Here is a 24,512-nt window from a genome sequence, read left to right on the forward strand (position 1 = left end):
CCGCCGGTGCGGCCGTGCTACCAAGGGCCCATGCCCGCGGAACCCGACTACGACGCCGTGATCGTCGGCGGTGGGCACAACGGCCTCACCGCCGCCGCCTACCTGGCCCGGGCGGGCCGGCGCGTCCTGGTGCTGGAACGGCTGCCCCGCACCGGGGGAGCGGCCGTGTCGACCCGTCCCTTCCCCGGCGTGGACGCGCGGCTGTCCCGCTACGCCTACCTGGTGAGCCTGTTCCCGCCGCGGATCGCCGCCGACCTCGGCCTGCGGTTCGCGGTGCGGAAGAGGCCGGTGTCCTCGTACACCCCGACCGTGCGCGGCGGCCGGCCCACCGGCCTCCTCGTCGGCGGGGACCCGGCCCGCACCCGGGCCTCCTTCGCCCGGCTGACCGGCGACGACCGCGAGCACACCGCCTGGCAGGAGTTCGCCGCCCTGACCGGACGCGTCGCCCGGCGGGTCTTCCCCACCCTCACCGAGCCGCTGCCCACCCGGGACGGACTGCGGGCACGGATCGCCGACGACACCGCCTGGCGGTCGCTGTTCGAGGAACCCCTCGGCATCGCCCTCGAAGAACGGTTCCGGGACGACCTGGTGCGCGGAGTGCTGCTCACGGACGCCCTGATCGGCACCTTCACCGACGCCCACGACCCCTCGCTGCGCCAGAACCGCTGCTTCCTCTACCACGTCATCGGCGGCGGCACCGGCGACTGGAACGTGCCCGTGGGCGGCATGGGCACCCTCACCGACGCGCTGGCGCACACCGCCCGCGCGGCCGGCGCCGAGATCGCCACCGGTCACGAGGTCACCCGGATCGCGACGGACGGACGCACCGCCGAGGTCGCGTTCCGCACCGACGCGGCCGAGGGCCGGGTCGACGCCCGGCACGTCCTGGTCAACGCCGCCCCCCGGGAACTGGCCGCCCTCCTCGACGAGGGCGCCCCGCCCGCCGCCGAAGGCTCCCAGCTCAAGGTCAACATGCTGCTGCGGCGGCTGCCGGCGCTGCGCGACCGGTCGGTCGACCCGCGCGAGGCGTTCGCCGGCACCTTCCACGTCGCCGAGGGCTACCGCGCGCTGGCCACCGCGTACACCGAGGCGGCGGCCGGCACCCCGCCCACGACGCCGCCGTCCGAGATGTACTGCCACTCCCTCACCGATCCCACCGTCCTCGCGCCCGAACTGGTGCGCCGCGGCTACCAGACGCTGACCCTGTTCGGCCTGCACGCGCCCGCCCGGCTCTTCGACGGCACGACCGCGGTCCGCGAGCGGCTCCTCGCCGCCACCCTGGCCGCCGTGGACGAGCACCTCGCCGAACCGCTCGCCGACTGCCTGGCCGAGGACGCCGAGGGACGGCCCTGCATCGAGGCCCGCACCCCCCTCGACCTGGACCGGGAACTGCGCCTGCCCGGCGGCCACATCTTCCACGGGGACCTCGCCTTCCCCCACCTCGACGACGGAACGCCCCCGGGGAGCGCCGCCGCCCGGTGGGGCGTGGCCACCGCCCACCCGAACGTCCTGCTGTGCGGGGCCGGAGCGGTGCGCGGCGGCGGGGTCAGCGGGGTCCCGGGCCACAACGCGGCCATGGCCGTGCTGGAGTCGGCTGCCGGCCGCTGACCGGCGGGCCTCAGTCGGCCGAACGGACCCACCCCACCGCGACGAGGGCCGCCCCGTCGGCCGGACGGCGGTCGTCGAAGACCCGCCGCCCGTCATCCACCCGCAGCCCCGCCACGTACACCCCCCGCCCCAGGTACCTCCGGTCCGTGCCGTAGCGCCAGCGCAGCCGCACCGCCTCGCCCCGCCACGGGGAGAGGTCGGCCTCCGCCCGGTGCCAGACCCGACCGGACCAGCCGCTCACCGTCCCGTCCGGGTGCTCCACGGGGGGCGCGTCCGGCCGCGCGGTGCGCAGCGGCACCGGCCGCCACGCGCCGTCCCCCTCGGTGGACGCCTCCAGGCACAGGCCGTCGGCGCCGGGCTCGGTGTCCCACCACAGGGCGCACCGCAGCCTCGGGCGCTCGCCGGTGAGGGCCAGGACGGGCAGCGCCAGGGTCGCCGTCGTCGCGTGCGCCGTCCCGCCGAACCACGCGGTGCGCCGCCCCCGCGGCGGGCGCACCGCAACGGCCCGGGCCAGGTGGTCGGCGGCGGCCACCCGCGGCGCCGAACCGGATCGCCAGCTGCGCACCGGGTGCACGGAGTTGGCGAGGAGCACCAGGAAGGTGTCGGTGCTCGGGTCGAGGACCAGGGAGGTACCGGTGAACCCGGTGTGGCCCGCGGTGCGCGGAGTGGCCATCGCCCCCATGTACCAGTGCTGGTACAGCTCGAACCCGAGGCCGTGCTCGTCCCCCGGGAAGGCGGAGTTGGCGTCGGTGAACATCAGGTCCACGGACTCCGGCCGCAGGATGCGGGTCCGCCCGTAGGCGCCGCCGTTCAGCAGCGTCCGCGCCAGCACCGCGAGGTCCCAGGCGCGCGAGAACACCCCCGCGTGGCCGGCGACCCCGCCGAAGGCGTGGGCGTTCTCGTCGTGGACCTCCCCCCACACCAGCCCCCGCTCCAGCCCGGACCAGGGGGGACGGGCGTCCTCGGTGGCGGCGATCCGGGGCCGCCACGAGGTGGGCGGGTTGAAGCGGGTCCCCCGCATCCCCAGCGGCCCGGTGACCTCCTCGTGCAGCAGTGCGTCCAGGGACCGTCCGGTGAGCCGTTCCAACAGGAGTTGGAGGGCGATCAGATTGAGGTCCGAGTAGAGGTACCCGGTGCCCGGCGGGTGCTGCGGCGCCTCCTGCCACAGCCGGTCGAGCCGCGCCTGCCGGGTGGGCTCGGCGTACAGCGGCAGCCAGGACCGCAGCCCGGAGGTGTGGGTGAGCAACTGGCGCACCGTGATGTCCTGCTTCCCGGCCGCCGCGAACTCCGGCAGCCGGGTGGCGACCGTCTCCTCCAACGCCAACGCCCCGCGCTCGCACTGCTGCACCGCCAGCAGCGAGGTGAACAGCTTGGACACCGACGCCAGGTCGAAGACGGTGTCCTCGGCCATCGGGATCTGCTGCGCCGGCGGGAACTCCACCCCGCGGTCGGTGCGCTCGTCGTACCCCGCGTAGCGCACCGCCGTCCCGATCGGCCGGTGCAGCGCCACGGTGTCGCCGCGCCCGGCCAGGAGGACGGCGCCCGCGTACCAGGGACGGGTGGGGGAGGGGTGCAGGAACCGCTCCGCGTCGGTGACCAGACGCTCCAGGTGCGGGGCGAGCAGTCCGGCCCGCCGGGCGCTGCCCCGGCGCAGCCTCGGGGCGCCGTCGCGGCTGCCGCGCCCCGGCGCCGCCCCGCAGACGCCCGCCGCCAGGGGCACCAGCGTCAGGGCCCCGCCCAGGGCCAGGGTGCGCGCGCCGAGGGCACGTCGGCTCACCCCGGGGGCGGTGACGGGTGCGGCCACGGGCTCGGGCGGGTCGGCCGGGGCGGTGGGGGGCATGGGCGGACCTCCAGGGCGGGGCGCGGTGCGTCCGGACGTCGGCGGACGAGCCCGAGGGTGTGCTCGGGCCCGCGCGGTGTCAACACCGCCCGCGGTGCGGCGACCGGATCCGTCACCCGGGGAGCGGCACCGGGCCGACCGCCTGCCGCGTCGATCCGAAGGGACCTGACGGGTCGTCCTCGCACCGGGCCCGACGGCCCCCGGGGGGTTCCGGTGATTCTTCATGACACGTGACCTTCGGCCCTGTCCTGCACTCGCCCGGTGCGACAGGGTGGCAGCAGAACAGTCGATCACGACGGTGACGCGGCCCCGGCCCGTGACCGCGTGTCGACGCAGACGCCGGAGACGAGGAACACATGAGCACCCTGCCCGTCATCGCCGCGGTGGACGGATCGGACAGCAGCCTGCGCGCCCTTGACTGGGCGTTGGCGGAGGCCGAGCGGCGCGACACCAGTCTGCGCGTCGTCCACGTCCGCCAGTACGCACCCACCAACCAGCCCGAGGTCCTGCTCTCCGGGGAGCCCGAGCCCGCGGTCGACCCCGTTCTCACCCAGGTCCGCAACCGGCTGGCCGACCGGTCGGGGACGCCGGCCGTCGAGTACGTGGACTACGAGGGCGCCCCGGCTTCCGTCATCCCCGGGCTCGGTGACTCCGCCCAGCTGATCGTGCTCGGTTCGCGGGGCCGGGGCGGCTTCGCCAGTCTGCTGCTGGGTTCCAACGGCATGGCCGCGGCCCGTGACGCCTCCTGCCCGGTGGTGGTCGTCCCGGTGGAGGGCCGCGAGGTACAGAACGCCGCCGAGGTCGAGCCCGGCCCGCGGGTGGTCGTCGGTGCGTCCGCCGAGGTGCCCGACGCGCACACCCTCGCCTTCGCCTTCGCCGCCGCCGACCGGATGGGCGCCCGGCTGGACGTGGTGTCCGCCTTCCCCTGGCCCGAGTACGTGTGGACGGCGGCCGGCGGCTTCGTCCCCTCGCAGTCCGACCAGCAGGCCGCGCAGGACGAGACCGTCGCCCTGGTCCGCGACATCGTCGCCCCCCATCGGGAGGAGTTCCCGGACGTGCGGGTGGCCGTGATCGCCGCGCCGGGTGACGCGGCCGGCCACATCGTCGGTGCCTCCAAGGACGCGGAGCTGATCGTGGTGGGCCGCCACCGGCGACGGCTGCTGAAGCCGGCCCGGCTGCTCGGCTCGGTCACCCAGGCGGTGCTGCTCCACGCGGCGAGCCCGGTCGCGGTCGTCCCGCCGGAGGAGGGCACCGAGGGCTGACGCCCCGAGCCGGGGCGGCCGGTCGGTCCGAGTGCCCGGACCGACCGGCCGCCTCCCGTCAGTGCAGCACCACGCAGCCCCGCTCGGTCAGGGCGCGCAGCAGGGCCGCCGGCACCTCGACCGGGTTCCACCGCAGGTCCAGCTTCTCCAGCGCCGGGAGCTCGGCCAACCAGTCGGGCAGCGACCGCAGCGCGTTGCCGCGCAGGTCCAGGCGGCGCAGCGCGGGCAGCCCCCGCAGGGCCGTCGGCACGGAGACCAGGGCGTTCTCCCGGAGCTCCACCTCCCGCAGTCGGGTCAGACCGGTGAACGAGGACGGCAGTCCCCCCAGCCGGTTCCCCCGGAGCCACAGTTCCCGCAGGGAACGCAGCGCGCCCAAGGCGTCGGGGAGCGCGGTGAGCCCGTTGTGCTGGGCCCGCAACTCCGTCAGCGCGGCCAAGCCCCCGAGGGCGGCGGGCAGCGCGGTCAGCCGGTTCTCGCCCACGTTCAGGTAGCGGAGCCGGTGGAGCCGGCCCAGCGCGTCGGGGAGCGAGGCCAACCGGTTGTCGTGCAGGTAGAGGCACCGGTCCAGGCCCGTCAGGGCGCCGAGGGCGGCGGGGAGCGCGGTGAGCCGGTTGTGCCCCAGGTCCAGGGTGTGGAGGTGGCGCAGGGTGCCGATCCGCTCGGGCACGGAGGTCAGGGCGTTCTCTGCGAGGACCAGCATCCGCAGCCGCGGGTGCGCCCAGACCTCCTCGGGCACCCCGCCGCGCTGCTGCCGCCAGTAGTCGAGGGCCTCGGGGTCTTCGCGCGGCCCGTCGCCGACGGTCACGGCCACAGCAACTCCGTGCGCCAGCCCTCGGGGGTGCGCACGTACCGCAGCCGGGTGTGCCGTCGGGTCGCATCGCCCTGCCAGAACTCCACGGTCTCGGGCCGCACGGCGTGCAGGGTCCAGCCGGGTGCGACGCGCTCCGGGTCCCGTGCGAGCAGGGCCAGGGCCCGCGCCACGGCGCGGTCCCGTTCGGCGAGGTCGGCCAGGGGCCGGGACTGCTTGCCCAGGAGCGTCTCGGCCCGTGCTCCGGGGCTGCGGGCCAGGAAGTCGGCGGCGGCCCGCTCCGGGTCCTCCCGGACCACCGGGCCCCGTACCCGCACCTGCCGGGCGAGGGCCGACCAGTAGAAGGTCAGGGCGGCGTAGGGGTGCTCCGCGAGGTGACGGCCCTTCTCGCCGTGCGCGTCCGAGGCGAACCGCCACCCGTTCTGGTCCACGTCCTTGAGGATCAGCACCCGGGCCGCCGGATCGCCCTGGGCGTCCACCGTCGACACGGTCATGGCGTGGGGTTCGCGGACCCCCGCCCGCACGGCGTGCCGCAGCCACTGCACGAACAGTTCGGCGGGCGTGTCCGGTGCCGTCGAAGGATCGAAGTCGGGCAGTTCCCCGGCGAACACCTCCAGTCCCCGCAGGAACGGGCGCATTCCCTCCGCCCCGCCTCCGACGGGTGGGAGGTCGGTCGTTCCCGGTGCTGGTCGGTCCACCGCAGGCCCCCTGATCGGTCACTCACCGTTGCTAATGGTTGGTGCTGAACCTACCATTAGGCAGCTACGCTGGGGCCATGGTCGCCGCAGCATCCGCCCCCTCCCGCGGGCACACCGTGCTCACCCTGGACCTGGCGCTCACCCTGCGTCACGACGGGCGCGGCGGGGTCGCCGACGACCTGACCGTTCCCGCGGACCTCACCGCATGGGTCCGGCAGCGCTCCACCGTCTTCGCGACCGGTCTCGACGCCGTCCGCTACACAGCAGATCCAGCCAATCTCCAGGAGGTCCGGTCGCTGCGGTCCGCCGTTCGCGCGCTGTTCGCCCGGGCGGTGCGTCCGGCCCCGCCGAGCCGCGCCGACGCCCACCGCCTCCCGACCGTTCCCCAGGCCCTCGCGGTGCTGAACGCCGCGGCCCGCCGGGTGCCCGTGGTGCCCGTGCTGGCCTGGCCCGAAGGGGCCGCACCCGCGCTGGACGCCACCCCCGCCGCCCGGGCCGTCGCGGGTGACCTGCTGATCACTTCCCTCGCCGGTGCCGCCGGCGCCTTCCTGACGGGCCCGGACGCGGAGCGCCTGCGCGTCTGCCCCGGCCCCCGGTGCGTGCGCTACTTCCTCAAGGAGCATCCCCGTCAGGGCTGGTGCACACCCTCCTGCGGCAATCGCGCCAGGGTCGCCCGACACCACGAACGGCAGCGTGCGACGCCGTGAGAACGGGTCCGTGGACCTCTCCAACCCCACGGCGGAATCCGGCCCGCGACACGTACCATGTCCTCATGTCCTTCCTCCGCCGCCGCAGTGCCGCGACCCCTGCGGGCCCCGACTTCGACGTTCTGGCCATGGAACCGGGCGACTGGCCCGGGAACCTCGGTGCCGGACTGCTCCCGGCCCCCGACGGCAGCTGTCAGGGCGTGTTCCTGCGGTACGACCTGTTCGGCGGACGCGGACCCGCGATGATCATCGGCAACCTTCCCGAAGGCTCCGCCGCCCGGGAGGTGCCGCCGGGGCAGGTGCCCTTCGAGGTCGCACAGCTGCTGATCGCGCTGGAGAACGAGGAGGAGGTCACCGTCACGGGCACCGAGGACGTCCCCGTGATGCAGGGTGACAACCTCCTGATCGTGCGTCGTCTCAAGCTCTCCGAGAGCCGCATCTCCTGCGTCCAGTTCGACCGGAACGACGGCGTGCTGGTCACCATCGCGGCCTGGGACCGCCCCATCACCGACGATCTCTACGCCCTGCTCAAGCCCTTGCCCGCCGAACTCTTCCAGCAGGGCTGAACGACCGTCCCCGACCCCGCGCGGCCGAGTGCCCCGCGGGGCACTCGGCCGAGTGCACGAGGACCCGGGGCCCGTGGAGCCACTCCCGGTGAACGGGGTGGCTCCACGGACCTCGGGCCGGTCCGGTGGTCGGGGCCGTGGATTCAGCGGGTACCCACGGCCGCCCGCACCGCGCGGCGGGCCGACTGGCAGTCGTCGTGCAGCCGCCGCAGCAAGAGCCGCTGCTCCTCGCCCGGCGCCAACGCGCCCTGCTGCACCGGGGCTTGCGGGGGGCCGTCCTGCATCGATCGCTGCACCGCCGTCTCGTACCGGCGGATCTCGCGCGTCAGCACGAGCATCAGGTTCACCAGGAACGCGTCCCTGGCCGCGGTGCCCTCGGCATGGGCCAGGGTGATGATCTGCCGGCGGGCCGCCGGCGCGTCACCGAGCACCGCCCACAAGGTCGCCAGGTCGTAGCCGGGCAGGTACCACCCCGCGTGCTCCCAGTCCACCAGGACCGGGCCGACCGGCGAGAGCAGCATGTTCGACAGCAGGGCGTCCCCGTGGCAGAACTGGAGCATCCCGGACCGTCCGCCCGACGGCGTCGAGGGAGCGGCCTGGGCGATGCCGTGCAACAGCTTCTGGAGGTCACCCAGGTCACGGTCCGTCAGCAGGCCCAGCTCGTGGTACCGGTTGATGCGCTGGACGTAGTCGAGGGGGCGACCGAAGACCCCCTCCGGGGGCTGCCAGCGGTTCAGTCGGCCCACGGCGGCCAGGGCCGCCTGGAGGTCGGGGCGGGGTGGTGATTCCACCGGGTGCCGTTGCAGGGCGGCGGCCCGTCCCGGCAGGCGCTCGATGACCAGGGTGCAGTTGTCCGGGTCCGCTGCGATCAGCCTGGGCACCCGCACGGGCGGCCGGTGCCGGACGAACGAGCGGTACGCAGCTATTTCGTGCCTGCTCCGCTCCGCACCGCCCATCGTCCGGTCGAGGCGGCACTTGGCGACCGCGGTGCTCCGGCCGGTCGTACCGATGAGGAGGACGGAGCGCGCACTGCGGCGCAACACCTGCACCGGGCTGAACTCGGGGCAGACCCGGCGCACCGACGCGATGGCCGCGCGCAACTGGGTGCCCTGGGGGCCGGACAGGTCGAGCCGCCCGCCCAGCGGCCCCGCGAGTCCCGGTACGCGCCGTGTCCGGCCCCCCAGCGCGGAGCGCGAGGGGTCCAGATAGGGTCCGCCGCCCGGCTGCGGGGGTGCCTCGCGCGTCCGGCCCGCGGCGGGTACGGCGCGGGGAACGGGGGTGTGCTGTACCCGGGGCAGGGCGGACACGGAGGACGACGCTGCGTACATGGGCGAAACAGATCCCTTCGTGTGCCGACGGTTGGCCTGCGCCCTCGACCCGGCGACGGACGGACGGGCACCCTGGGGAGTGCTCGTCGGTCGCCGGGCCGAAGTGGCGCCTTCCTACCTGACACCCCGGGCGTGGTGGCACACCATGTGGCGGACCCTGGCGAACCCTGGCGAATAGTCGCTCAGCAACTGCCGCGCGGATTGCCGACGATACTGTCAACCCAGCCGAGAACCTGGGGGCTTGACGTGAGCGGACAACCCAACACCCGCCTTGCGGACCTGTTCGGCCTGGCCGGCTGGTCCAAGGGGGAGCTCGCGAGGTCGGTGAACCGGCAGGCGGCAGCCATGGGGCATCCCCAGCTGGCCACCGACACCTCGCGGGTGCGGCGTTGGATCGACACGGGGGAGATTCCGCGCGATCCGGTGCCCAGGGTGCTGGCGGCGCTGTTCACCGAGCGACTCGGTCGTGTCGTGACCATCGAGGACCTCGGACTGGTGCGGCACGGGCGTTCCGGCAAACGCCGCGCCTCCGGAGGTGCCCCGCACCTCCACGGCGTGACGTGGGCGCCCGGTCGAACGGCCGCGGTCCTCACCGAATTCACGGGAATGGACCTCATGCTCAACCGACGCGGCTTGATGGGTGCGAGCGCTGCGCTCGCCGCCGGCTCCGCACTCAGCAGTGCCCTGCACGACTGGCTGCACGCCGATACGGCCCTCGCGGCCGACGCCCCCGTTCTGCTCGATCCGCTGCACGCCGACCCGGTGGCGGCCGACCGCTACGAGGCCACCCCCATCGGGATCCAGGAGGTCGAGGGGCTGGAGACCTCGGTCGACGTGTTCCGCAAGTGGGACGCCGCCCGGGGCGGCGGACTCCAGCGCAAGGCCGTGGTGGGCCAACTCAACGAGGTGGGCGGGATGCTGTCGTACCGTCACCCCGAGCCCATCCAGAGCCGGTTGTGGGGCGTGGCGGCCAACCTCGCGGTCCTCGCGGGGTGGATGTCCCACGACGTGGGCCTGGAGCCCACGGCCCAGAAGTACTTCGTCATCGCCGCGCACGCGGCCCGCGAGGGCGGCGACCGCCCCCGGGCGAGCGAGGCCCTGTCCCGGGCCGCGCGGCAGATGGTCCACCTGGGCCGTCCCGACGACGCCCTGGACCTGATGAAGCTCGCCCAGTCGGGCTGCGGCGACGAGACCCTGCCCCGCACCCGGGCCATGCTCTACACCATCGAGGCGTGGGCGGAGGCGTCGATGGGGCGCGGGCAGGCGATGCGCCGCACCCTGGGGCACGCGGAGGACCTGTTCGTCTCCGACCGGGGCGACGTCCCCCCGCCGAACTGGATGCAGATGTTCGACGAGGCGGACCTGCACGGGATGCAGGCCCTCGCCTACCGCACCCTGGCCGAGCACGAGCCGGCTGCCGCGCACACCGCCCGGCGGCACGCCCAGCGGGCGCTCCACCTGCGCAAGGAGGGCCACGACCGGTCGAAGATCTTCGACCACATCTCCCTGGCCTCGGCGTGCTTCATCGCGGAGGACCCGGAGCAGGCCGACGTGTACGCCCGGCTGGCGCTGTCCTCCATGGGGGACAACTCCTCCCACCGGACCTGGGACCGGCTCCGCGAGATGTACCGGCTGACCAGCCGGTACACGGGCTCCACGCAGATCGGGGAACTGCGCGAGGACATCGAGCAGGCGCTCCCGAAGGAGAAGCGGACCGGGTCCGCCGCGCGCTGAGGCCCCGGATCCGCCCGTCCGTTCGGTGGGTGTGCTCAGTCGACGACCCGTGCGACCAGTACGCAGGCGTCGTCCTCGCGTTCCCGGTCCCCGAACTCCTCGATCACCGCGCGGACGCACTCCTGGGCGCTGCGGGCCGCCGCGAGCCGCGGGGCGAGGGCGAGCAGGCGTCGGTGGGCGGCGGGGCCGGTGCGCCGGGGCACCAGCCCGTCGGTGTGCAGCAGCAGCAGGTCGCCGGCGTGCAGGGGCACCTCGCTCTGGCCGTAGCGGGCTCCGCTGCTGGCCCCGAGGAGCACGCCGTCCGGCGGGGGCAGCACGCGCCCCGTTCCGTCCCGGAACAGCAGGGGCGCGGGATGCCCGGCCTGGGCCCAGGTCAGGGTCCGGGACGCGGGACGGTAGCGACAGACCGCGGTGCTGCCCAGCGCGGGTTGGACCGAGGCGTCGAGGAGGTGGTTGAGCACGCCCAGCAGGGGCCCGGGCGCGGTGCCGGAGACGGCCGTGGCCCGCAGCGCGCCGAGCAGCAGCGCCATGCCCGAGGTGACGGGGACTCCGTGACCGGTGAGGTCGCCGATGCTCAGGAGGACGTCGGAGTCCGGCAGTTCCAGGGCGTCGTACCAGTCGCCGCCGACCAGGGTGCCGGTGGCGGAGGGGAGGTAGTGCGCGGCCAGGTCGAGGGCGCCCGGGCCCCGGTGCGGCAGGCGCAGGGGCCCGCCCCAGGGGGGGAGCACGGCCTCCTGGAGGTCGACGGCCGCCTGGTGGGCGGCCCGCTCGACGTGGTGGGCGTGCCGGAAGGACGCGTGGCTCTCGTGGAGCGCCCGTTCGCTGTGCCGGCGTTCGGTCACGTCGTGCAGCACCGCCCACATGGCGGCGGTGCTGCCGTCGGCGTCGAGGACGGGCTCGCCGGTCATGTGGACGGTGCGCTCGGTTCCGTCCGGGCGACGGATCCGGAACTCGCCGTCGAGGGGGCGGCCGTCGATCAGACAGCCGGTGACCATGGTGGTGAGCAGCGGATGGTCCTCGGGGCGGACCAGGGAGGGGAGCTCGTCCAGGGTCAGCGCAGGGGTCGAGGGGTCGAGCCCCACGATCTCGTACCAGGCGGCGGACCAGTGCGCCTCGTCGGTGAGCAGGTTCCATTCGGCGCTGCCGGTCCTGCCGTGCCGCGGGCCCGGTGCGGGGGGCGGGGCGAAGGGGGCGGCTTCGGGGAAGTCCGCGGGGTCCGGTGGCTCCTCGTTGAGCTGGGCGAGGTGTTCGTCGAGGTCGCTCAGGTGGTGCAGGGCCAGGTCGTACAGGGCGTGCTGCCAACGGCCCCGTGCGTCGCCGTCCGTGCGGGGGGTTCCGCGGCGCGCCGCGTCGACCTCCCCCCGCAGTCGGCGGGCCTGGGTGATCAGCGAGGCGACCGGGTCGCGCGGCGCCGGGTCCGTTGCGTGACCGGGGCGATCCGCGAAGACGTGGGGCATGACGTACTCCGTGAGGGAACGGGACGGCCGGGGCGGGGCGGAAGACCGGGTACGACTGTCGCACAGCGCGGCAGGTGCCGTAAGGACTTTGGCGACACCCGGGCGGGGGGTGCGTTTGGCATATGCCGATGGCGATCCGGAGGGCTCCGCTCCCGCGGCGGACGAGGAGTCGCCCCCGCCTCCCACCCCCCGTGCGCCCCTGGTGACAGGCGGTGTTCGAACGTGTGAGCGCCTGCTGTCGAGGGGAACGCGGCCCTTGTCCCCGGCTGGGCGGGGTGCGATGAATCCTCCCCTCTTGTGTGGCGAGGATCACATTCACGGAATGTGCGGGTGTGAATGCCCGCCGTCCTCCGTTCAGGCGTCGCATCCGCCCCGGTGTGGTCGGCCGCCTTCCCGTGCGGGAAGGCATCGACACGACCGGGCCGCACCGGCCGCCCGGCACCCGTCCGATGCCCCCACCCACCGGGAGACGAGCACGATGACCTACCGGCCCAGCACCGCAGGGACCGCCTCCTCCGCCGGGTCGGCGAGCGCCGCCCCTCCGGCCCCTCCGATCGACGCGGCGGACCACCCGGTGCACGACTGGGCCGTCGACGACCTGCCCGCGCTCACCTTCGACCCGCTGCTCACCGAGGTGCTGCACGGGGAACGGGTCGCCCGGATCACCCTGCCCTTCGCGGGCGACCGCCACGAGGCGTGGCTCGTCACCCGCTACGAGGACGTCAAGTTCGTCACCTCCGACCCCCGGTTCAGCCGGGCCGCCCTCGCCGAGACCACCGTCACCGGCATGTCGGGCCACCGGGTGGCCTCCACCGCCGGCCTCAACTACGCGGACCCGCCGTACCACAGCCGGCTGCGCAAGAGCGTGCAGAAGGCGTTCACCGGGCGGGCCGTCAAACGCTTGCGCCCCCTCGCCCAGCAGACCTGCGACACCCTGCTCGACCGGATGGAGGACGGCGGCTCCCCGGCCGACCTGGTGGCCCATCTGCACGCGCCGATGCCCCTCACCGTCGTCTGCGACCTGCTGGGCGTCGAGCGCGACGGTCGCGAGGGGCTGATCGGCTGGGGGGACGTCATCCTCTCGATGACCTCCCCGAAGGCCGGCAACGAGGCCAAGGCACAGGTCACGGCGTTCATCGTGGACCTGCTGCACTCCCGCCTGGAACAGCCGGCGGAGGACCTCGCCGGAGCGCTCGCCGAAGGCATGGAAGCCGGGGACATCACCGAGGCCGAAGCGGTCTCCATGGCCACCGCCATCCTGGTCAGCGGCGCCCACGCGGTCCGCTACAACACCTCCAACATGGTCTACGTCCTGCTGACCCAGCCCGCCCTCGCCGCCCGACTGCGCGCCCGTCCGGAGCTCCTGCCGCAGGCCGTCGACGAGCTGATCCGGCACATCCCGCACCGCAACGGAGTGGGCCTGCCCCGGATCGCCACCGAGGACGTCCGGGTCGGCGGGGCCCAGATCCGGGCCGGCGAAGCCGTCTACGCCTCCTACCTCGCCGCCAACCGCGACCCCGAGGTCTTCGACGCCCCCGACGACATCGACTTCGACCGCCTGGGCACCGCGCACCTCTCCTTCGGCCACGGCCCGCACCACTGCATGGGCGCGATGCTGGCCCGGATGGAGTCCGAGGTGATGCTCTCCACCCTGCTGACCCGCTATCCGGACCTGCGGCTGGCGGTGGCCCCCGAGGACGTTCCGTTCCAGAGCAAGGGCTTCCTCCGGGGGCCGCGCACCCTGACCGTCAGCTGGTAGCGGAAGCCTCCCCGTCCGTCCCGCCGTCACCCGACGGCGGGACGGCGGGGCGCTGGGCCCGTTCCAGGAAGCGGAGCAGCTCCACCGGGAAGGGCAGGACCAGGGTCGAGTTCTTCTCGGCGGCGACCGCGACCACCGTCTGCAACAGCCGCAACTGCAAGGCCGCGGGTTGCTGCGACATGACCCCCGCCGCCTCGGCGAGCTTGCGGGACGCCTGGAGTTCCGCATCCGCGTTGATCACCCGGGCCCGCCGTTCCCGGTCGGCCTCCGCCTGGCGCGCCATGGAACGCTTCATGGTCTCGGGCAGCGACACGTCCTTGATCTCGACCCGGTCGATCTGCACGCCCCAGCCCACGGCCGGGCTGTCGATCATCAGCTCCAGGCCCTGGTTGAGCTTCTCCCGGTTCGACAGCAGGTCGTCGAGGTCGCTCTTGCCGATGATCGAGCGCAGCGAGGTCTGCGCCATCTGCGAGACCGCGAAGCGGTAGTCCTCCACCCGGATGATCGCGTTGGCGGCGTCCACGACGCGGAAGTACACCACCGCGTCCACCCGCACGGTGACGTTGTCCCGGGTGATGCCCTCCTGGGCGGGCACCGGCATGGTCACGATCTGCATGTTCACCTTGTGCAGCCGGTCCACCACCGGGACGACCATGGTGAAGCCGGGGCCGCGCACCCCGCCGGACAGCCGCCCCAGCCGCAGGACCACGCCCCGCTCGTACTGCTTGACGACCCTGGCCGCGGTCGCCGCGTAGACCCCGGCGACCCCGACCAGCCCCACGGCCGCTCCCACCAGTTCCTGGACCATCACGACCCCCAAGGAGTCCGCGTCGTCCCCTCGTACCAGGGTATGCCCGCCCCGATCGCCGCGGGTTTGCGGAACGGTGACGCGGGTGGACGATGGAATGCATGGAGCGCCAGCACGACACCGGCCGGGGCGATGACGTCTATCAGCCCGACGGCTCCGAGGTGCAGGACGACGAGGGGCTGCTCGACGCGGCCGACACCCTCGTCAGGGACGGGGTCGACGATCCGCTCGACCGCGGGTACTCCCCGCCGGACCGTCCGCACGCCGTGGACCGGGACGACCTGACCTTCACCGACCAACTGCGCGGCGAGACGCTGGAGCAGCGGTTGGCCGAGGAACTGCCGGACGTCCGGGTGCCCGAGGGCGACGGGGTCGGCGACACGACCGACACGGACGGGGAACCGCGGGACGCGGAGGTGGGCCGGGTCCGGGCGGGCCGCTTGGTGGCCCCCGACGAGGGCGCCCACGAGAACCCGGTCGGCGACCTGATCGCCTCCGACGTCGGTATCGACGGTGCGGCGGCCTCGGCGGAGGAGGCGGCCGTCCACCTGGTCGACCCGGAGGACGAGCGCACCGCGCGCGACGTCTGGTGACGGCCCGGGGGCGCCCGGAAAACGATTGGCGTCCCCGATCGTCCCGTGCTTGGGTCGGGCGGTGACCTCGACCCGAATCGCCTTGCTGCGCTGGCAGTCCGACCTCACCTGGTCGCTCTTCGAGTACCACCTCGACCGGCTGGAGGAAGCCGACTTCCTCGCCGAGCCGGCCGCCTCCCACGTCTGGACGGTGCGCCCCGCCCCGGACGGCACCTGGGTGCCGGACTGGGCCGACGTCGAACCGGACCCGGTGCCGGTGCCCACCATCGGCTGGCTCAGCTGGCACCTCGGCTGGTGGTGGTCGACCGCGCTCGACCAGCTCCGGGGCCGGGTTCCGCGCGAGCGGACCGAGATCACCTGGCCCGGCGACGGCGCCTCGACGGTGGCATGGCTGCGCGGGCTGCACACCGAGTGGAACGCCGCACTGGACGCGCTCACCGACGCCGACCTGGACGCCGAGGTACCGGGCCTGGGCCCCGACAGCCCCCCGTGCCCCCGGGCCCAGTTGCTGGCCTGGGCGAACGCCGAGCTGATGAAGAACGTCGCCGAGATCGGTCGGGCCCGGTTGGTCCGCGCGGCCGCCTGAGCGTTCCGCGCCGCCCGGCTCACTCCACGGCGTCCCCCTGGACCAACAGCGGGGGGCGCCATCCGGCCGCGTACTGCTCGGCCGCCGCCTCCAGCGTCACGTCGTGCTCCGCCCGTTCCGACAACTCCAGTCGCCGTTCCAGGAGTTCGTGGAAGATCTGCGCCGGGTCCACCTGCTTGCGGATCTCCAGCGGAACCAAGCGCACCGTGGGACGGAACACCTCGCGCACCCAGCGGTGGGCCAACACCTCGGGGCGGGCCCCGAGCGGGTCGCCCGGCGCGTAGTCGTCCTGGGTCGCCATCCAGCCCTCCAGGTCGTTGAGTAGCCGGCGGGCCTGGTTCTCCTCGGTGTCCATCCCGGTCAGTCGCAGCAGTTGACGCTGGTGGTGCCCGGCGTCCACCACCTTCGGCACGAAGGTCACCGTGTCCCCCCGGTCCCCCTCGTCCCCTTGGCTGATCTGCATCTCCGCCACGTCGAACCCGAGGTCGTTGAGCCGTCGTATCCGTCGGTCGATGTAGTGGCGCTTGCCCACCGGATACACCGACTCCCGGGTCAGCTCCGTCCACAGCTCCCGGTAGCGCCCGCAGATCGTGGTGCCGAACTCCACCGGGTCCACCGAGGGGTGCAGCGCCCCCGCCGCCTCCAGGTCCATCAGCTCACCGGCGATGTTGACCCGTGCCAGGTCCACGTCGTAGTCGCGCTGCCCGTGACTCAGCCGCTCGTGCAGTTCCCCGGTCTCCGCGTCCACCAGGTAGGCGGCGAAGGCCCCCGCGTCCCGCCGGAACAGCGTGTTCGACAAGGAGCAGTCGCCCCAGGCGAAACCGGCCAGGTGCAGCCGCACCAGCAGGACGGCCAGGGCGTCCATCAACCGGCCCATGGTGGAGGGCCGCATCGTGGTCTCGAACATCGACCGGTAGGGGAGCGAGCCCTTCAGGTGGCGGGTGATCAACACCGGCTCCAGGGGCTCGCCCTCGGTGTCGGTGCGCCCGGTGACCACGGCGAGCGGGTCGACGCCCGGTATTCCCATCCGGTCCAGGACGCGCAGCAGCTCGTACTCGCGCAGCGCCGGCCGGGCGGCCAACTCCTTGACGGCGACCACCTCGTCCCCGGCGCGCGCGTAGCGCACCACATGGCGGGAGATACCGCGCGGGAGGGCCACCAGATGGTGTTCGGGCCAGTGTTCCAGGGGAGTGTCCCAGGGCAGGTCGAGCAGGAGGGCCGGGTGCTCGGGGTTGGTGGCGCTGATCTGGAGAACCATGGACCGTAAGCTACCCGGCCGGGGTCCCACCACGGCGGGCCGGTCGCGCCGTCACGGGCCCGGCGACGGCCCGCCGCAGCGGCGGCTCCCCACCCGGTGGGTGCGACCGGCGCACCGGACCACGGGAACGGCGAGGAGGGCGGACACGTGCAGTGGCGTTTGCTGAGTGCCGGAGCGAGAGCGGTGCCCGAACCCGTGGCCACCCCGCGGGTGTGGGCGGGCGCCTTCCTCGGCTCGGGACTGCTGGTCGGCGGGGTGAACCAGGCGCTGGGCCCCGGCGAGCCCCTGGTGCACCTGGCCGCGCTCTCCGTCCTGGCCGCGGCGCTCGGCGCCCGAGCCCGACTGGGCGCCGTCCCCGGCATCGCCTGTCTGTGCTGGCTGTTCTTCAACGCCTTCGGCATCCCGCCCGCCGGGGTGCTGACCTGGAGCGCCCCGGTGGACCTCCAGCGGATGTTCCTGCTGCTGGGCGCGGCGCTCACCGGCACCCTGGTGGCCCGGGTGGCCAGTGCGCGGACCGCCTACCGACGGATACCGCCGCCCGCACCGTGAGGACGTCGGCCCCGCCCGGGGTCGGGCACCCGGGCGGGGCACCCGGTCACTCGCGGGTCGAGGAGTGCTTCGCCTCCGCGGACTCCGCCGCCCCGGGCGAGGAGGTCGACTGCTCGGGCAGCACGATCCCGCCCTCGACGAGGGGAGGCTGGCCGCGCCGTTCCCGCAGGTGGGCGGTGACACGTGCCGCGATCGGTTCGGTGAAGCGGGCGGTCAGCGGCCCGATCACCACGAGGATCAGCACGTAGGCGGTGGCCAGCGGGCCGAGCGAGGGTTCCACCCCGGCGGTCACCGCCAGGCCGGCGATGACGATGGAGAACTCGCCGCGCGCCACCAGCGTGCCGCCGGCCCGCCAGCGGCCCTTGACGCCGACCCCGGCGCGTTTCGCCGCCCAGTAGCCGGTGGCGATCTTCGTGCCGGCCGTGACCACGGCGAGCGCGAGTGCGGGCACCAGGACCGGCACGATGCTGGCCGGGTCCGTGTGCAGCCCGAAGAACACGAAGAACACGGCCGCGAACAGGTCCCGCAGCGGGCTCAGCAGCGTGTGGGCACCCTCGGCCACCTCACCGGAGAGCGCGATGCCCACCAGGAACGCGCCGACCGCGGCCGACACCTGGAGTTCCTGCGCGATGCCGGCGACCAGGATCGTCAGGCCCAGCACCACCAGCAGCAGCTTCTCCGGGTCGTCGCTGGAGACGAACCGGGAGATCACCCGGCCGTAGCGCACCGCCACGAACAGCACCAGACCCGCCACGCCCAGCGCGATCGCCAGCGTGGCGCTGCCCGCCGCGAGCGAGACCCCGGCCAGCAGCGCGGTGATGATCGGCAGGTAGACCGCCATCGCCAGGTCCTCCAGGACCAGCACGCTGAGGACCACCGGCGTCTCGCGGTTGCCGACCCGGCCCAGGTCGCCGAGGACCTTGGCGATCACCCCGGACGATGAGATCCAGGTCACGCCGCCGAGCACCACGGCCGCCACCGGGCCCCAGCCCATCAGCAGTGCGGCGGCGGCGCCGGGCAACGCGTTGAGCGCGAAGTCCACGGCGCCCGCCGGGTACTGCGTCTTGAGGTTGGAGACCAGATCGCTCGCCGTGTACTCCAGGCCGAGCATCAACAGGAGCAGAATCACACCGATCTCGGCCCCGATCGCCACGAACTCCTCGCTCGCTCCGAGCGGTAGCAGTCCGCCTTCCCCGAAGGCCAGGCCGGCCAGGAGGTACAGGGGGATCGGCGAGAACCGGAGTCTGCCCGCGATGCGTCCGAGCAGCCCCAGAGCGAGGATGATCGCACCGAATTCGATCAACAGGACCGCAGAATGCACGCGCTCACTCCTGCCCGATGATCGTGGCCGCCGCCTCGACGCCCTCGCGGGTGCCGATGACGATGAGCGTGTCGCCGCCCGCCAAACGGAAGTCCGGGGCGGGGGACGGGATCGCCCCCGACCGCCGGAGCACCGCGACGACCGACGCCCCGGTCTCGGTCCTGATCCGGGTGTCGCCCAGCACCTTGCCGTTCCACAGGGAGATGCTGGTGACCTCGATCCGCTCGGCCACCAGACCCAGGTCGGTGGTGTGCAGCAGGCTGGAGCTGTGGTGCTCGGGGGTGAGCGCGTCGATCAGGGACGCCGTCTCACCGGTGGTGAGGTGCATGGAGTGCGCGCAGGCGTCCGGATCGTCCGACCGGTACATGTTCACCGTGCGGGTGCCGTCCCGATGGGCCACCACCGACAGGTGTTGGTGTTCCCGTGTGGTCAGGTCGTACTGGACGCCGATCCCCGGCAAGGGCGTCGTCCGCATCCGTGGAGCAGGCACAGCCTGGTCCCCCCTCTTGTCGTGTCGCTCTGTTCTCGTGTACCGCGTGGGTGCCGCCGATCGCCGATCGGCGGGGGACAGTCGATCACGCGTCCGGCCGTCCCCCCTCCACCGGCCCCGGCGAAGCCGCCCCATGCTGCCATCAGCGCCCCACCACCGACATGGGTGTCACCACGGATGGACGGCCCCCCGATCAGCGGGTGACACTGGTCGGGGAGAGGTCCGCGCCGCGGGTCCGGGGCCGTGGCGGGTGGACCGTCACGCGCACGCACGAGGAAGGATAGGGGGAGCGTGTCGCTGTTCTGGCGGATCTTCCTGCTCAACGCCGCCGTGCTGATGGTGGCCGCCGTGCTGCTGCTGGGCCCCGTGACGGTCTCCACCCCGGTCCGCCCGGGGGAGGCGCTCGCCGTGGTGATCGGCCTCGTGGTGATGCTCGTCGTCAGTGCGGCGGTCCTGAGGATCGGCCTCGCCCCGCTGGGCCGTCTCAGCCGGGCCATGGCCACCGCCGACCTGCTGCGCCCCGGGAACAGGCCGCCGGTGACCGGCCCCGCCGAGATGGCCGCCCTGATCGGCACCTACCACACCATGCTGGACCGACTCGAACACGACCGGGCCAGCAGCACCGCCCGGGTGCTCTCCGCCCAGGAGGACGAGCGGCACCGCATCGCGCAGGAACTCCACGACGAGGTCGGCCAGACCCTCACCGTCGTGCTCCTGCAACTCAAGCGCGTCGCCGACCGGGCCCCCGCGGACCTGCGCGAGGAGGTCGCCCTCGCCCAGGAGGCCACCCGCGGCACCCTGGACGAGATCCGTCGGATCGCCCGCCGGCTGCGCCCCGGAGTGCTGGACGAACTCGGCCTCGCCAGTGCCCTGCGCGCCCTCGGCGCCGAGTTCCCCGACCACGGAGTGGCCGTGCGCACCCGGGTCGCGGGCGCCCCCCGCACCGCACCCGCCCTCGACCACGACACCGAACTCGTGGTCTACCGGGTGGCGCAGGAGGCGCTCACCAACGCCGCCCGCCACGCCCGGGCCCGCGAGGTCACCCTGGAACTGCGCCGCGCCGGGGGCCGCACCGAACTGGTGGTCACCGACGACGGCCGCGGCATCGGCGACGCCGCCGAGGGGGCGGGCATCCGCGGCATGCGGGAACGCGCCCTGTTGATCGGGGCGGAGCTGACCGTGGGGCCCCGCACGGGGGCGCCGGGCACGGAAGTACGGCTGCACGTCCGCGAACCGGTGGAGGAAACCGACCCATGACCCCATCCGAACCGCCGTCCGGTGCGGGCAAGCCCCCGGGGCGCGCTCCACGGAGCCCGGGCCGGGGCCCCGTCCAGCCGCCGCGCCCCGGGCGCCCGGCCGCCGGGCGCGCCGGCCCGGTCCGCATCCTGCTGGCCGACGACCACGCCCTGGTCCGCCGGGGGGTGCGGCTCATCCTCGACGGCGAACCCGACCTCCTGGTGGTCGCCGAGGCAGGGGACGGGGCCGAGGCGGTCGTCGCGGCCCGCTCGACCCCGGTGGACCTGGCCATCCTCGACATCGGCATGCCCCGGATGACCGGACTCCAGGCGGCCCGCGAGCTCACCCGGCGCCTGCCGCACCTGCGCATCCTCTTCCTGACGATGTACGACAACGAGCAGTACTTCTTCGAGGCGCTGAAGGTCGGGGCCAGCGGGTACGTCCTCAAGTCGGTCGCCGACCGGGACCTGGTGGAAGCCTGTCGCGCCGCCATGCGGGACGAGCCCTTCGTGCATCCGGGGGCGGTGCCCGCGCTGGTGCGCGGCTACCTGGAGCGGGTCGAGCGGGGGGAGCGCCTGCCCGCCCGCACCATCACCGAGCGCGAGGAGGAGATCCTCAAGCTGGTCGCGGAGGGCCACACCTCCAAGGAGATCGCGGACCTGCTGGTCATCAGCGTGAAGACGGTGGAGCGCCACCGGGCCAACCTGCTCCAGAAGCTGGGTCTCAAGGACCGCTTGGAACTCACCCGGTACGCCATCAGGGCCGGCCTCATCGACCCCTGAGCCGGCCCCGGGCGTCCCGGGGCCGGCTCGGATCCTCGTGCGGGTGGGTGCGCCACCGACCGGTCGGCGCGGTGGCCGGGCCGGTGGGTGGGCGTTTCGTTCACCCGCGGCGACCGGTGGTCACCTCCTGCCGCGGGTCTCGTCGGTCACCCTTGGCGTCCGCTGCGCATGGCCGTGCCCACGCAGGCCAAGCCCAGCAGGAAGGTCAGGGCGCCGACGATGACGTTGTTGAGGATGACGCCGGTGTCGGGGCTGGTGCCCACCACCCAGGGGGCGATGACCAGCCAGGCGCCCATGGCGCACATGGCCCAGCTCAGGCCGTACATCCTGGTCGGCATCGCGGTGAACCCGAGGGCCAGGGCCGCGATCGCGATGCCCACGATCAGGTTGTGGGTGGCCAGGGTGGGCTGGCCGCTCGCGAAGTGGACGGTCCACGGGGAGATGGCGCAGTACAGACCGAGCAGGAACACCGGTCCGTCCACGAACGCCACGTCGCGGTCGCCCAGCACGCGCTCGTACCGTGCCCGCATTTCGGAAGCGTCAGGGTGGGAGGTGATGTCCGCCCTGTGATGTGAGACGTCGGCCATGAGACTCGACTCCTTCGCTGCCGCACGCCCGACCACGCCGTCGCGACCACGCGTGCCGCTCATGTCGATATGTCCATAGTGCTCTCATTTTTTCTTTATGTGTAGGGCGCCGCGGGGTCATCTTCCGACGACCCCGCACCGACCCCGCACCGACCCCGCACCGACCCCGCACCGACCCCGCACCGACCCCGCGCCGACCCCGCGCCGACCCCGCGCCGACCCCGCGCCGACCCCGCACCGGGCGGGCGCCGGGCGGGCGCCGGTCAGACGGGCGCGGAGGCCCGCAGCGCGAACAGGTGCGGAACGCGCGGCGCCCCCTCCGGGAGGCGCCACCAGCCGGACGGGGTGCGGACCATGCCGGGCCAGCGCGGCCAGGGCAACTCGTCGTGCTCGCGCAGCACCTCGACCCGCAGCCCCGCGTCGAGCACCGCCGTCACCACCTCGCCCACCCCGTGCCGCCACTCGAAGCTGTCCGTGGCGCCCGCCACCGCGGGCCCGTCCGTGTACGTGTACCGGGCGTCCCGGTGGATCGCCCCCCGCCCCGCCAGGTAGTCGTGCCTCAGCAGCAGGTCGGGGCCCTCGTCCTGGCCCGGTACGGGGCCGAGGGCGTTGAGCAGGGGATGGAACTCCACCAGGTAGAACGCCCCGCCCGGCCGGAGGAGGTCGGCCACCGTGCGGGCCCACCGGTCCAGGTCCGGCAGGTAGCACAGCGAGCCCTTGCCCGTGTACACGATGTCGAACCGCCGGCCGTCGAGGGCCCGCACGGCGTCGTACACGTTCGCCTGCACGTAGTGGACGTCGGCGCCGGCCAGCGCGGCGATGTCGCGTGCGGCGGCCACCGAGGCCCCCGAGAGGTCGAGCCCGACCGCCCGGGCCCCGCGTTCGGCGAACGCCAGGGTCTCGGTGCCGAGGTGGCACTGGAGGTGGACCAGGTCCCGGTCCCGGACCGGTCCGAGGTCCGCCCACTCGAAGGGGGCGAACCACCGGGCCGGGTCGAGTTCCTCGTCCAGCCCGTAGAACCGGCTGGCCAGGTGGACGGGGGTGCGCGCGTCCCAGTTCGCCCGGTTGGCGCTCATCATGCGCCGCGCTTCCTCGCCGAACCCGCCCGTCCCCCCGTCGCCCGGTTCCCGCGCCGGTCCGCCGTTCTTCTCGATCGCGTCGTCGGTCATGCCCCCATGGAACCGCACCCGCCCCCGCCGTGGCGACGGGGGCACGACGCGGCCGGATGCCCGGAGCGCCGCGAACGGGCTTGTGGTGTCCGTGAGTTCGGAGGGGCAACCGCTTGACCGCTTCCCGCAGGACGTCCAGGATGCCCCTACCCGTGCCCGGATCGGCGGGTACGGGCCGGCCGTTCGCCGGACAGAGCGCACTCCGGTCCCCACGAGAGGCGAAGAGACCGTGACCCCGACCACCCGTCCCCGCGCCGCCCTCGCCATGTCCCGGCGGGCCGCGAACGCCCTCCTCGAACCGGAGGCCCTGACCGCCCTCGCCGCCGTCTGCGACCTCCAGGCCCTGCCGGTCCTGGACGACTTCGCCCCCCGTCACGCGCTGGCCGCCCTCGCCGACGTCGACCTCCTGGTGACCGGCTGGGGCTGCCCGCCCCTCGACCGGGCTGCCCTCGACGCGGCGCCCGCACTGCGGGCGGTGGTGCACACCGCCGGCTCCGTGCGCCACCACATCACCGACGCCTGCTGGGAGCGCGGCATCGAGGTCTCCTCGGCCGCCGCCGCCCATGCGCTGCCCGTCGCCGAGTACACCGTCGCGATGGTCCTGCTGTCCGGCAAGCGGGTCCTGGAACGGGCCCGTGCCTACCGGGGCCGTCGGGCCCGCGACGAGGGGTTCGGGACCGCGCGCACCGACGGCAACTACCGGCGCACCGCGGGCGTCCTGTCCGCCTCCGCGGTCGGGCGGCGGGTCCTCGAACTGCTGCGCCCCCACGACCTCGAACTGCTGCTGCACGATCCGTACGTCACCGATGCGCAGGCCCGTGCGCTCGGTGCCCGGCCGGTCGGCATCCGGGAACTCTTCGCCGACAGTGACGTGGTGAGCGTCCACACCCCGCTCCTGCCCGCGACGGAGGGGCTCGTCAACCGGGCGCTGCTCACCTCCATGCGGCAGGACGCGGTCCTGGTGAACACCGCCCGTGGCGGGGTGGTCGACCAGAGCGCCCTGACCGAACTGCTCCTCACCGATCGGATCCGTGCGGTCCTGGACGTCACGGACCCCGAGGTCCTGCCCGTCGACCATCCGCTGTGGGAGTGCGACAACGTCCTCCTCACCCCGCACCTGGCGGGCTCCCAGGGCAACGAGTGGCGACGGCTGACCGAACTGGCCGTCGCCGAGGTGACCCGTTGGGCCGCGGGGAAGGGCTTCGCCCACCCCGTCCTGCGCGCCCGGCTCCCCTTCCTGGCCTGAGGGCTCAACCCGCGGCCGCGGCGGCCTCCCGGGCCGCCGCGGGCACCGACCCCCGGTGCACCGGGGCCTGCCCGGGCCCCAGGTCGTCGGCGGCCAGCCCGGCGGCGGAGTCGAGCGAGG

23 protein-coding genes are annotated in these 24,512 nt (G+C 74.1%); 12 read left to right on the forward strand and 11 right to left on the reverse strand.

Features of this window, described 5'->3' with window-relative positions; all coding sequences use genetic code 11:
* Positions 1 to 30 precede the first annotated feature (30 nt).
* Positions 31 to 1,608 carry a phytoene desaturase family protein gene (locus tag ABT092_RS20765; RefSeq protein WP_351245918.1) on the forward strand — a complete coding sequence of 526 codons (1,578 nt, stop codon included), beginning with the start codon at positions 31 to 33 and terminating at the stop codon, positions 1,606 to 1,608.
* A gap of 10 nt (positions 1,609 to 1,618) precedes the next feature.
* Here ABT092_RS20765 and ABT092_RS20770 read toward each other — a convergent pair whose 3' ends face one another.
* Positions 1,619 to 3,448, reverse strand: a complete 1,830-nt coding sequence (locus ABT092_RS20770) for a serine hydrolase domain-containing protein (RefSeq protein WP_351245920.1) — start codon at positions 3,446 to 3,448, stop codon at positions 1,619 to 1,621.
* A 356-nt stretch (positions 3,449 to 3,804) separates the two neighbouring features.
* Between ABT092_RS20770 and ABT092_RS20775 the strand changes: the two genes are divergently transcribed.
* Positions 3,805 to 4,710 (forward strand): universal stress protein, encoded by a 906-nt coding sequence (locus ABT092_RS20775; protein ID WP_351245922.1) that lies wholly within the window; start codon positions 3,805 to 3,807, stop codon positions 4,708 to 4,710.
* A 58-nt stretch (positions 4,711 to 4,768) separates the two neighbouring features.
* On the opposite strand, the gene ABT092_RS20780 is transcribed toward ABT092_RS20775, so the two are convergent.
* The gene (locus ABT092_RS20780; protein WP_502968473.1) at positions 4,769 to 5,515 is read right to left on the reverse strand and encodes a leucine-rich repeat domain-containing protein; all 747 of its coding nucleotides are present in this window, start codon (positions 5,513 to 5,515) and stop codon (positions 4,769 to 4,771) included.
* On the reverse strand, positions 5,512 to 6,156 hold the full coding sequence (locus tag ABT092_RS20785; RefSeq protein WP_351245924.1) for a pyridoxine/pyridoxamine 5'-phosphate oxidase: 645 nt from the start codon (positions 6,154 to 6,156) through the stop codon (positions 5,512 to 5,514). The genes ABT092_RS20780 and ABT092_RS20785 overlap by 4 nt, the downstream gene beginning before the upstream one ends.
* A gap of 137 nt (positions 6,157 to 6,293) precedes the next feature.
* Between ABT092_RS20785 and ABT092_RS20790 the strand changes: the two genes are divergently transcribed.
* Positions 6,294 to 6,923 carry a CGNR zinc finger domain-containing protein gene (locus ABT092_RS20790; RefSeq protein WP_351245926.1) on the forward strand — a complete coding sequence of 210 codons (630 nt, stop codon included), beginning with the start codon at positions 6,294 to 6,296 and terminating at the stop codon, positions 6,921 to 6,923.
* A 65-nt stretch (positions 6,924 to 6,988) separates the two neighbouring features.
* Entirely contained in the window at positions 6,989 to 7,489 is a 501-nt protein-coding gene (locus tag ABT092_RS20795) for a hypothetical protein (RefSeq protein ID WP_351245928.1), read from the forward strand.
* A gap of 143 nt (positions 7,490 to 7,632) precedes the next feature.
* Here the strand turns inward: ABT092_RS20795 and ABT092_RS20800 are convergent, their stop codons facing one another.
* Complete coding sequence (locus ABT092_RS20800; protein WP_351245930.1) at positions 7,633 to 8,817, reverse strand: aminoglycoside phosphotransferase family protein; 1,185 nt, start codon at positions 8,815 to 8,817, stop codon at positions 7,633 to 7,635.
* A gap of 246 nt (positions 8,818 to 9,063) precedes the next feature.
* Between ABT092_RS20800 and ABT092_RS20805 the strand changes: the two genes are divergently transcribed.
* Complete coding sequence (locus ABT092_RS20805) at positions 9,064 to 10,551, forward strand: DNA-binding protein NsdB (protein ID WP_351245932.1); 1,488 nt, start codon at positions 9,064 to 9,066, stop codon at positions 10,549 to 10,551.
* A 35-nt stretch (positions 10,552 to 10,586) separates the two neighbouring features.
* Here ABT092_RS20805 and ABT092_RS20810 read toward each other — a convergent pair whose 3' ends face one another.
* Complete coding sequence (locus tag ABT092_RS20810) at positions 10,587 to 12,008, reverse strand: PP2C family protein-serine/threonine phosphatase (protein ID WP_351245934.1); 1,422 nt, start codon at positions 12,006 to 12,008, stop codon at positions 10,587 to 10,589.
* A 478-nt stretch (positions 12,009 to 12,486) separates the two neighbouring features.
* On the opposite strand from ABT092_RS20810, the gene ABT092_RS20815 reads away from it, so the two are divergent.
* A complete protein-coding gene (locus ABT092_RS20815) occupies positions 12,487 to 13,767 on the forward strand; it encodes a cytochrome P450 (RefSeq protein ID WP_351245936.1) in 1,281 nt (426 codons plus the stop codon).
* Here the strand turns inward: ABT092_RS20815 and ABT092_RS20820 are convergent.
* On the reverse strand, positions 13,757 to 14,575 hold the full coding sequence (locus ABT092_RS20820) for a slipin family protein (RefSeq protein ID WP_351245938.1): 819 nt from the start codon (positions 14,573 to 14,575) through the stop codon (positions 13,757 to 13,759). The genes ABT092_RS20815 and ABT092_RS20820 overlap by 11 nt on opposite strands.
* Positions 14,576 to 14,676: 101 nt before the next feature.
* On the opposite strand from ABT092_RS20820, the gene ABT092_RS20825 reads away from it, so the two are divergent.
* Together ABT092_RS20825 and ABT092_RS20830 are read left to right on the forward strand one after the other, a co-directional pair.
* Positions 14,677 to 15,168, forward strand: a complete 492-nt coding sequence (locus ABT092_RS20825) for a DUF5709 domain-containing protein (RefSeq protein ID WP_351245940.1) — start codon at positions 14,677 to 14,679, stop codon at positions 15,166 to 15,168.
* Positions 15,169 to 15,229: 61 nt separating this feature from the next.
* Positions 15,230 to 15,754: a DinB family protein gene (locus ABT092_RS20830; RefSeq protein ID WP_351245942.1), complete on the forward strand. Its 525-nt coding sequence runs from the start codon at positions 15,230 to 15,232 to the stop codon at positions 15,752 to 15,754.
* Between the two features lie 19 nt (positions 15,755 to 15,773).
* On the opposite strand, the gene ABT092_RS20835 is transcribed toward ABT092_RS20830, so the two are convergent.
* Positions 15,774 to 17,012 (reverse strand): DUF4032 domain-containing protein, encoded by a 1,239-nt coding sequence (locus tag ABT092_RS20835; RefSeq protein ID WP_351245944.1) that lies wholly within the window; start codon positions 17,010 to 17,012, stop codon positions 15,774 to 15,776.
* Positions 17,013 to 17,195: 183 nt separating this feature from the next.
* On the opposite strand from ABT092_RS20835, the gene ABT092_RS20840 reads away from it, so the two are divergent.
* The gene (locus ABT092_RS20840) at positions 17,196 to 17,561 is read left to right on the forward strand and encodes a hypothetical protein (protein ID WP_351245946.1); all 366 of its coding nucleotides are present in this window, start codon (positions 17,196 to 17,198) and stop codon (positions 17,559 to 17,561) included.
* Between the two features lie 46 nt (positions 17,562 to 17,607).
* On the opposite strand, the gene ABT092_RS20845 is transcribed toward ABT092_RS20840, so the two are convergent.
* The gene (locus ABT092_RS20845; RefSeq protein ID WP_351245947.1) at positions 17,608 to 18,882 is read right to left on the reverse strand and encodes a cation:proton antiporter; all 1,275 of its coding nucleotides are present in this window, start codon (positions 18,880 to 18,882) and stop codon (positions 17,608 to 17,610) included.
* Positions 18,883 to 18,886: 4 nt separating this feature from the next.
* The gene (locus ABT092_RS20850) at positions 18,887 to 19,372 is read right to left on the reverse strand and encodes a cation:proton antiporter regulatory subunit (protein WP_351245949.1); all 486 of its coding nucleotides are present in this window, start codon (positions 19,370 to 19,372) and stop codon (positions 18,887 to 18,889) included.
* A 291-nt stretch (positions 19,373 to 19,663) separates the two neighbouring features.
* Between ABT092_RS20850 and ABT092_RS20855 the strand changes: the two genes are divergently transcribed.
* On the forward strand, positions 19,664 to 20,629 hold the full coding sequence (locus ABT092_RS20855) for a HAMP domain-containing sensor histidine kinase (RefSeq protein WP_351245951.1): 966 nt from the start codon (positions 19,664 to 19,666) through the stop codon (positions 20,627 to 20,629).
* Positions 20,626 to 21,390, forward strand: coding sequence for a response regulator (locus ABT092_RS20860; protein WP_351245953.1), 765 nt, complete (start codon positions 20,626 to 20,628; stop codon positions 21,388 to 21,390). The genes ABT092_RS20855 and ABT092_RS20860 overlap by 4 nt, the downstream gene beginning before the upstream one ends.
* A gap of 146 nt (positions 21,391 to 21,536) precedes the next feature.
* Here the strand turns inward: ABT092_RS20860 and ABT092_RS20865 are convergent, their stop codons facing one another.
* Together ABT092_RS20865 and ABT092_RS20870 are read right to left on the reverse strand one after the other, a co-directional pair.
* Complete coding sequence (locus tag ABT092_RS20865) at positions 21,537 to 21,977, reverse strand: SPW repeat protein (RefSeq protein ID WP_351245955.1); 441 nt, start codon at positions 21,975 to 21,977, stop codon at positions 21,537 to 21,539.
* A 263-nt stretch (positions 21,978 to 22,240) separates the two neighbouring features.
* Positions 22,241 to 23,056: a class I SAM-dependent methyltransferase gene (locus tag ABT092_RS20870; RefSeq protein WP_351245970.1), complete on the reverse strand. Its 816-nt coding sequence runs from the start codon at positions 23,054 to 23,056 to the stop codon at positions 22,241 to 22,243.
* 355 nt (positions 23,057 to 23,411) lie between these two features.
* Between ABT092_RS20870 and ABT092_RS20875 the strand changes: the two genes are divergently transcribed.
* Positions 23,412 to 24,392: a hydroxyacid dehydrogenase gene (locus ABT092_RS20875; protein WP_351245972.1), complete on the forward strand. Its 981-nt coding sequence runs from the start codon at positions 23,412 to 23,414 to the stop codon at positions 24,390 to 24,392.
* Positions 24,393 to 24,512 lie beyond the last annotated feature (120 nt).

This window comes from Streptomyces sp. NPDC002490 (genome assembly GCF_040296045.1).
In the GTDB taxonomy this organism is placed as follows: Bacteria; Actinomycetota; Actinomycetes; order Streptomycetales; family Streptomycetaceae; genus Streptomyces.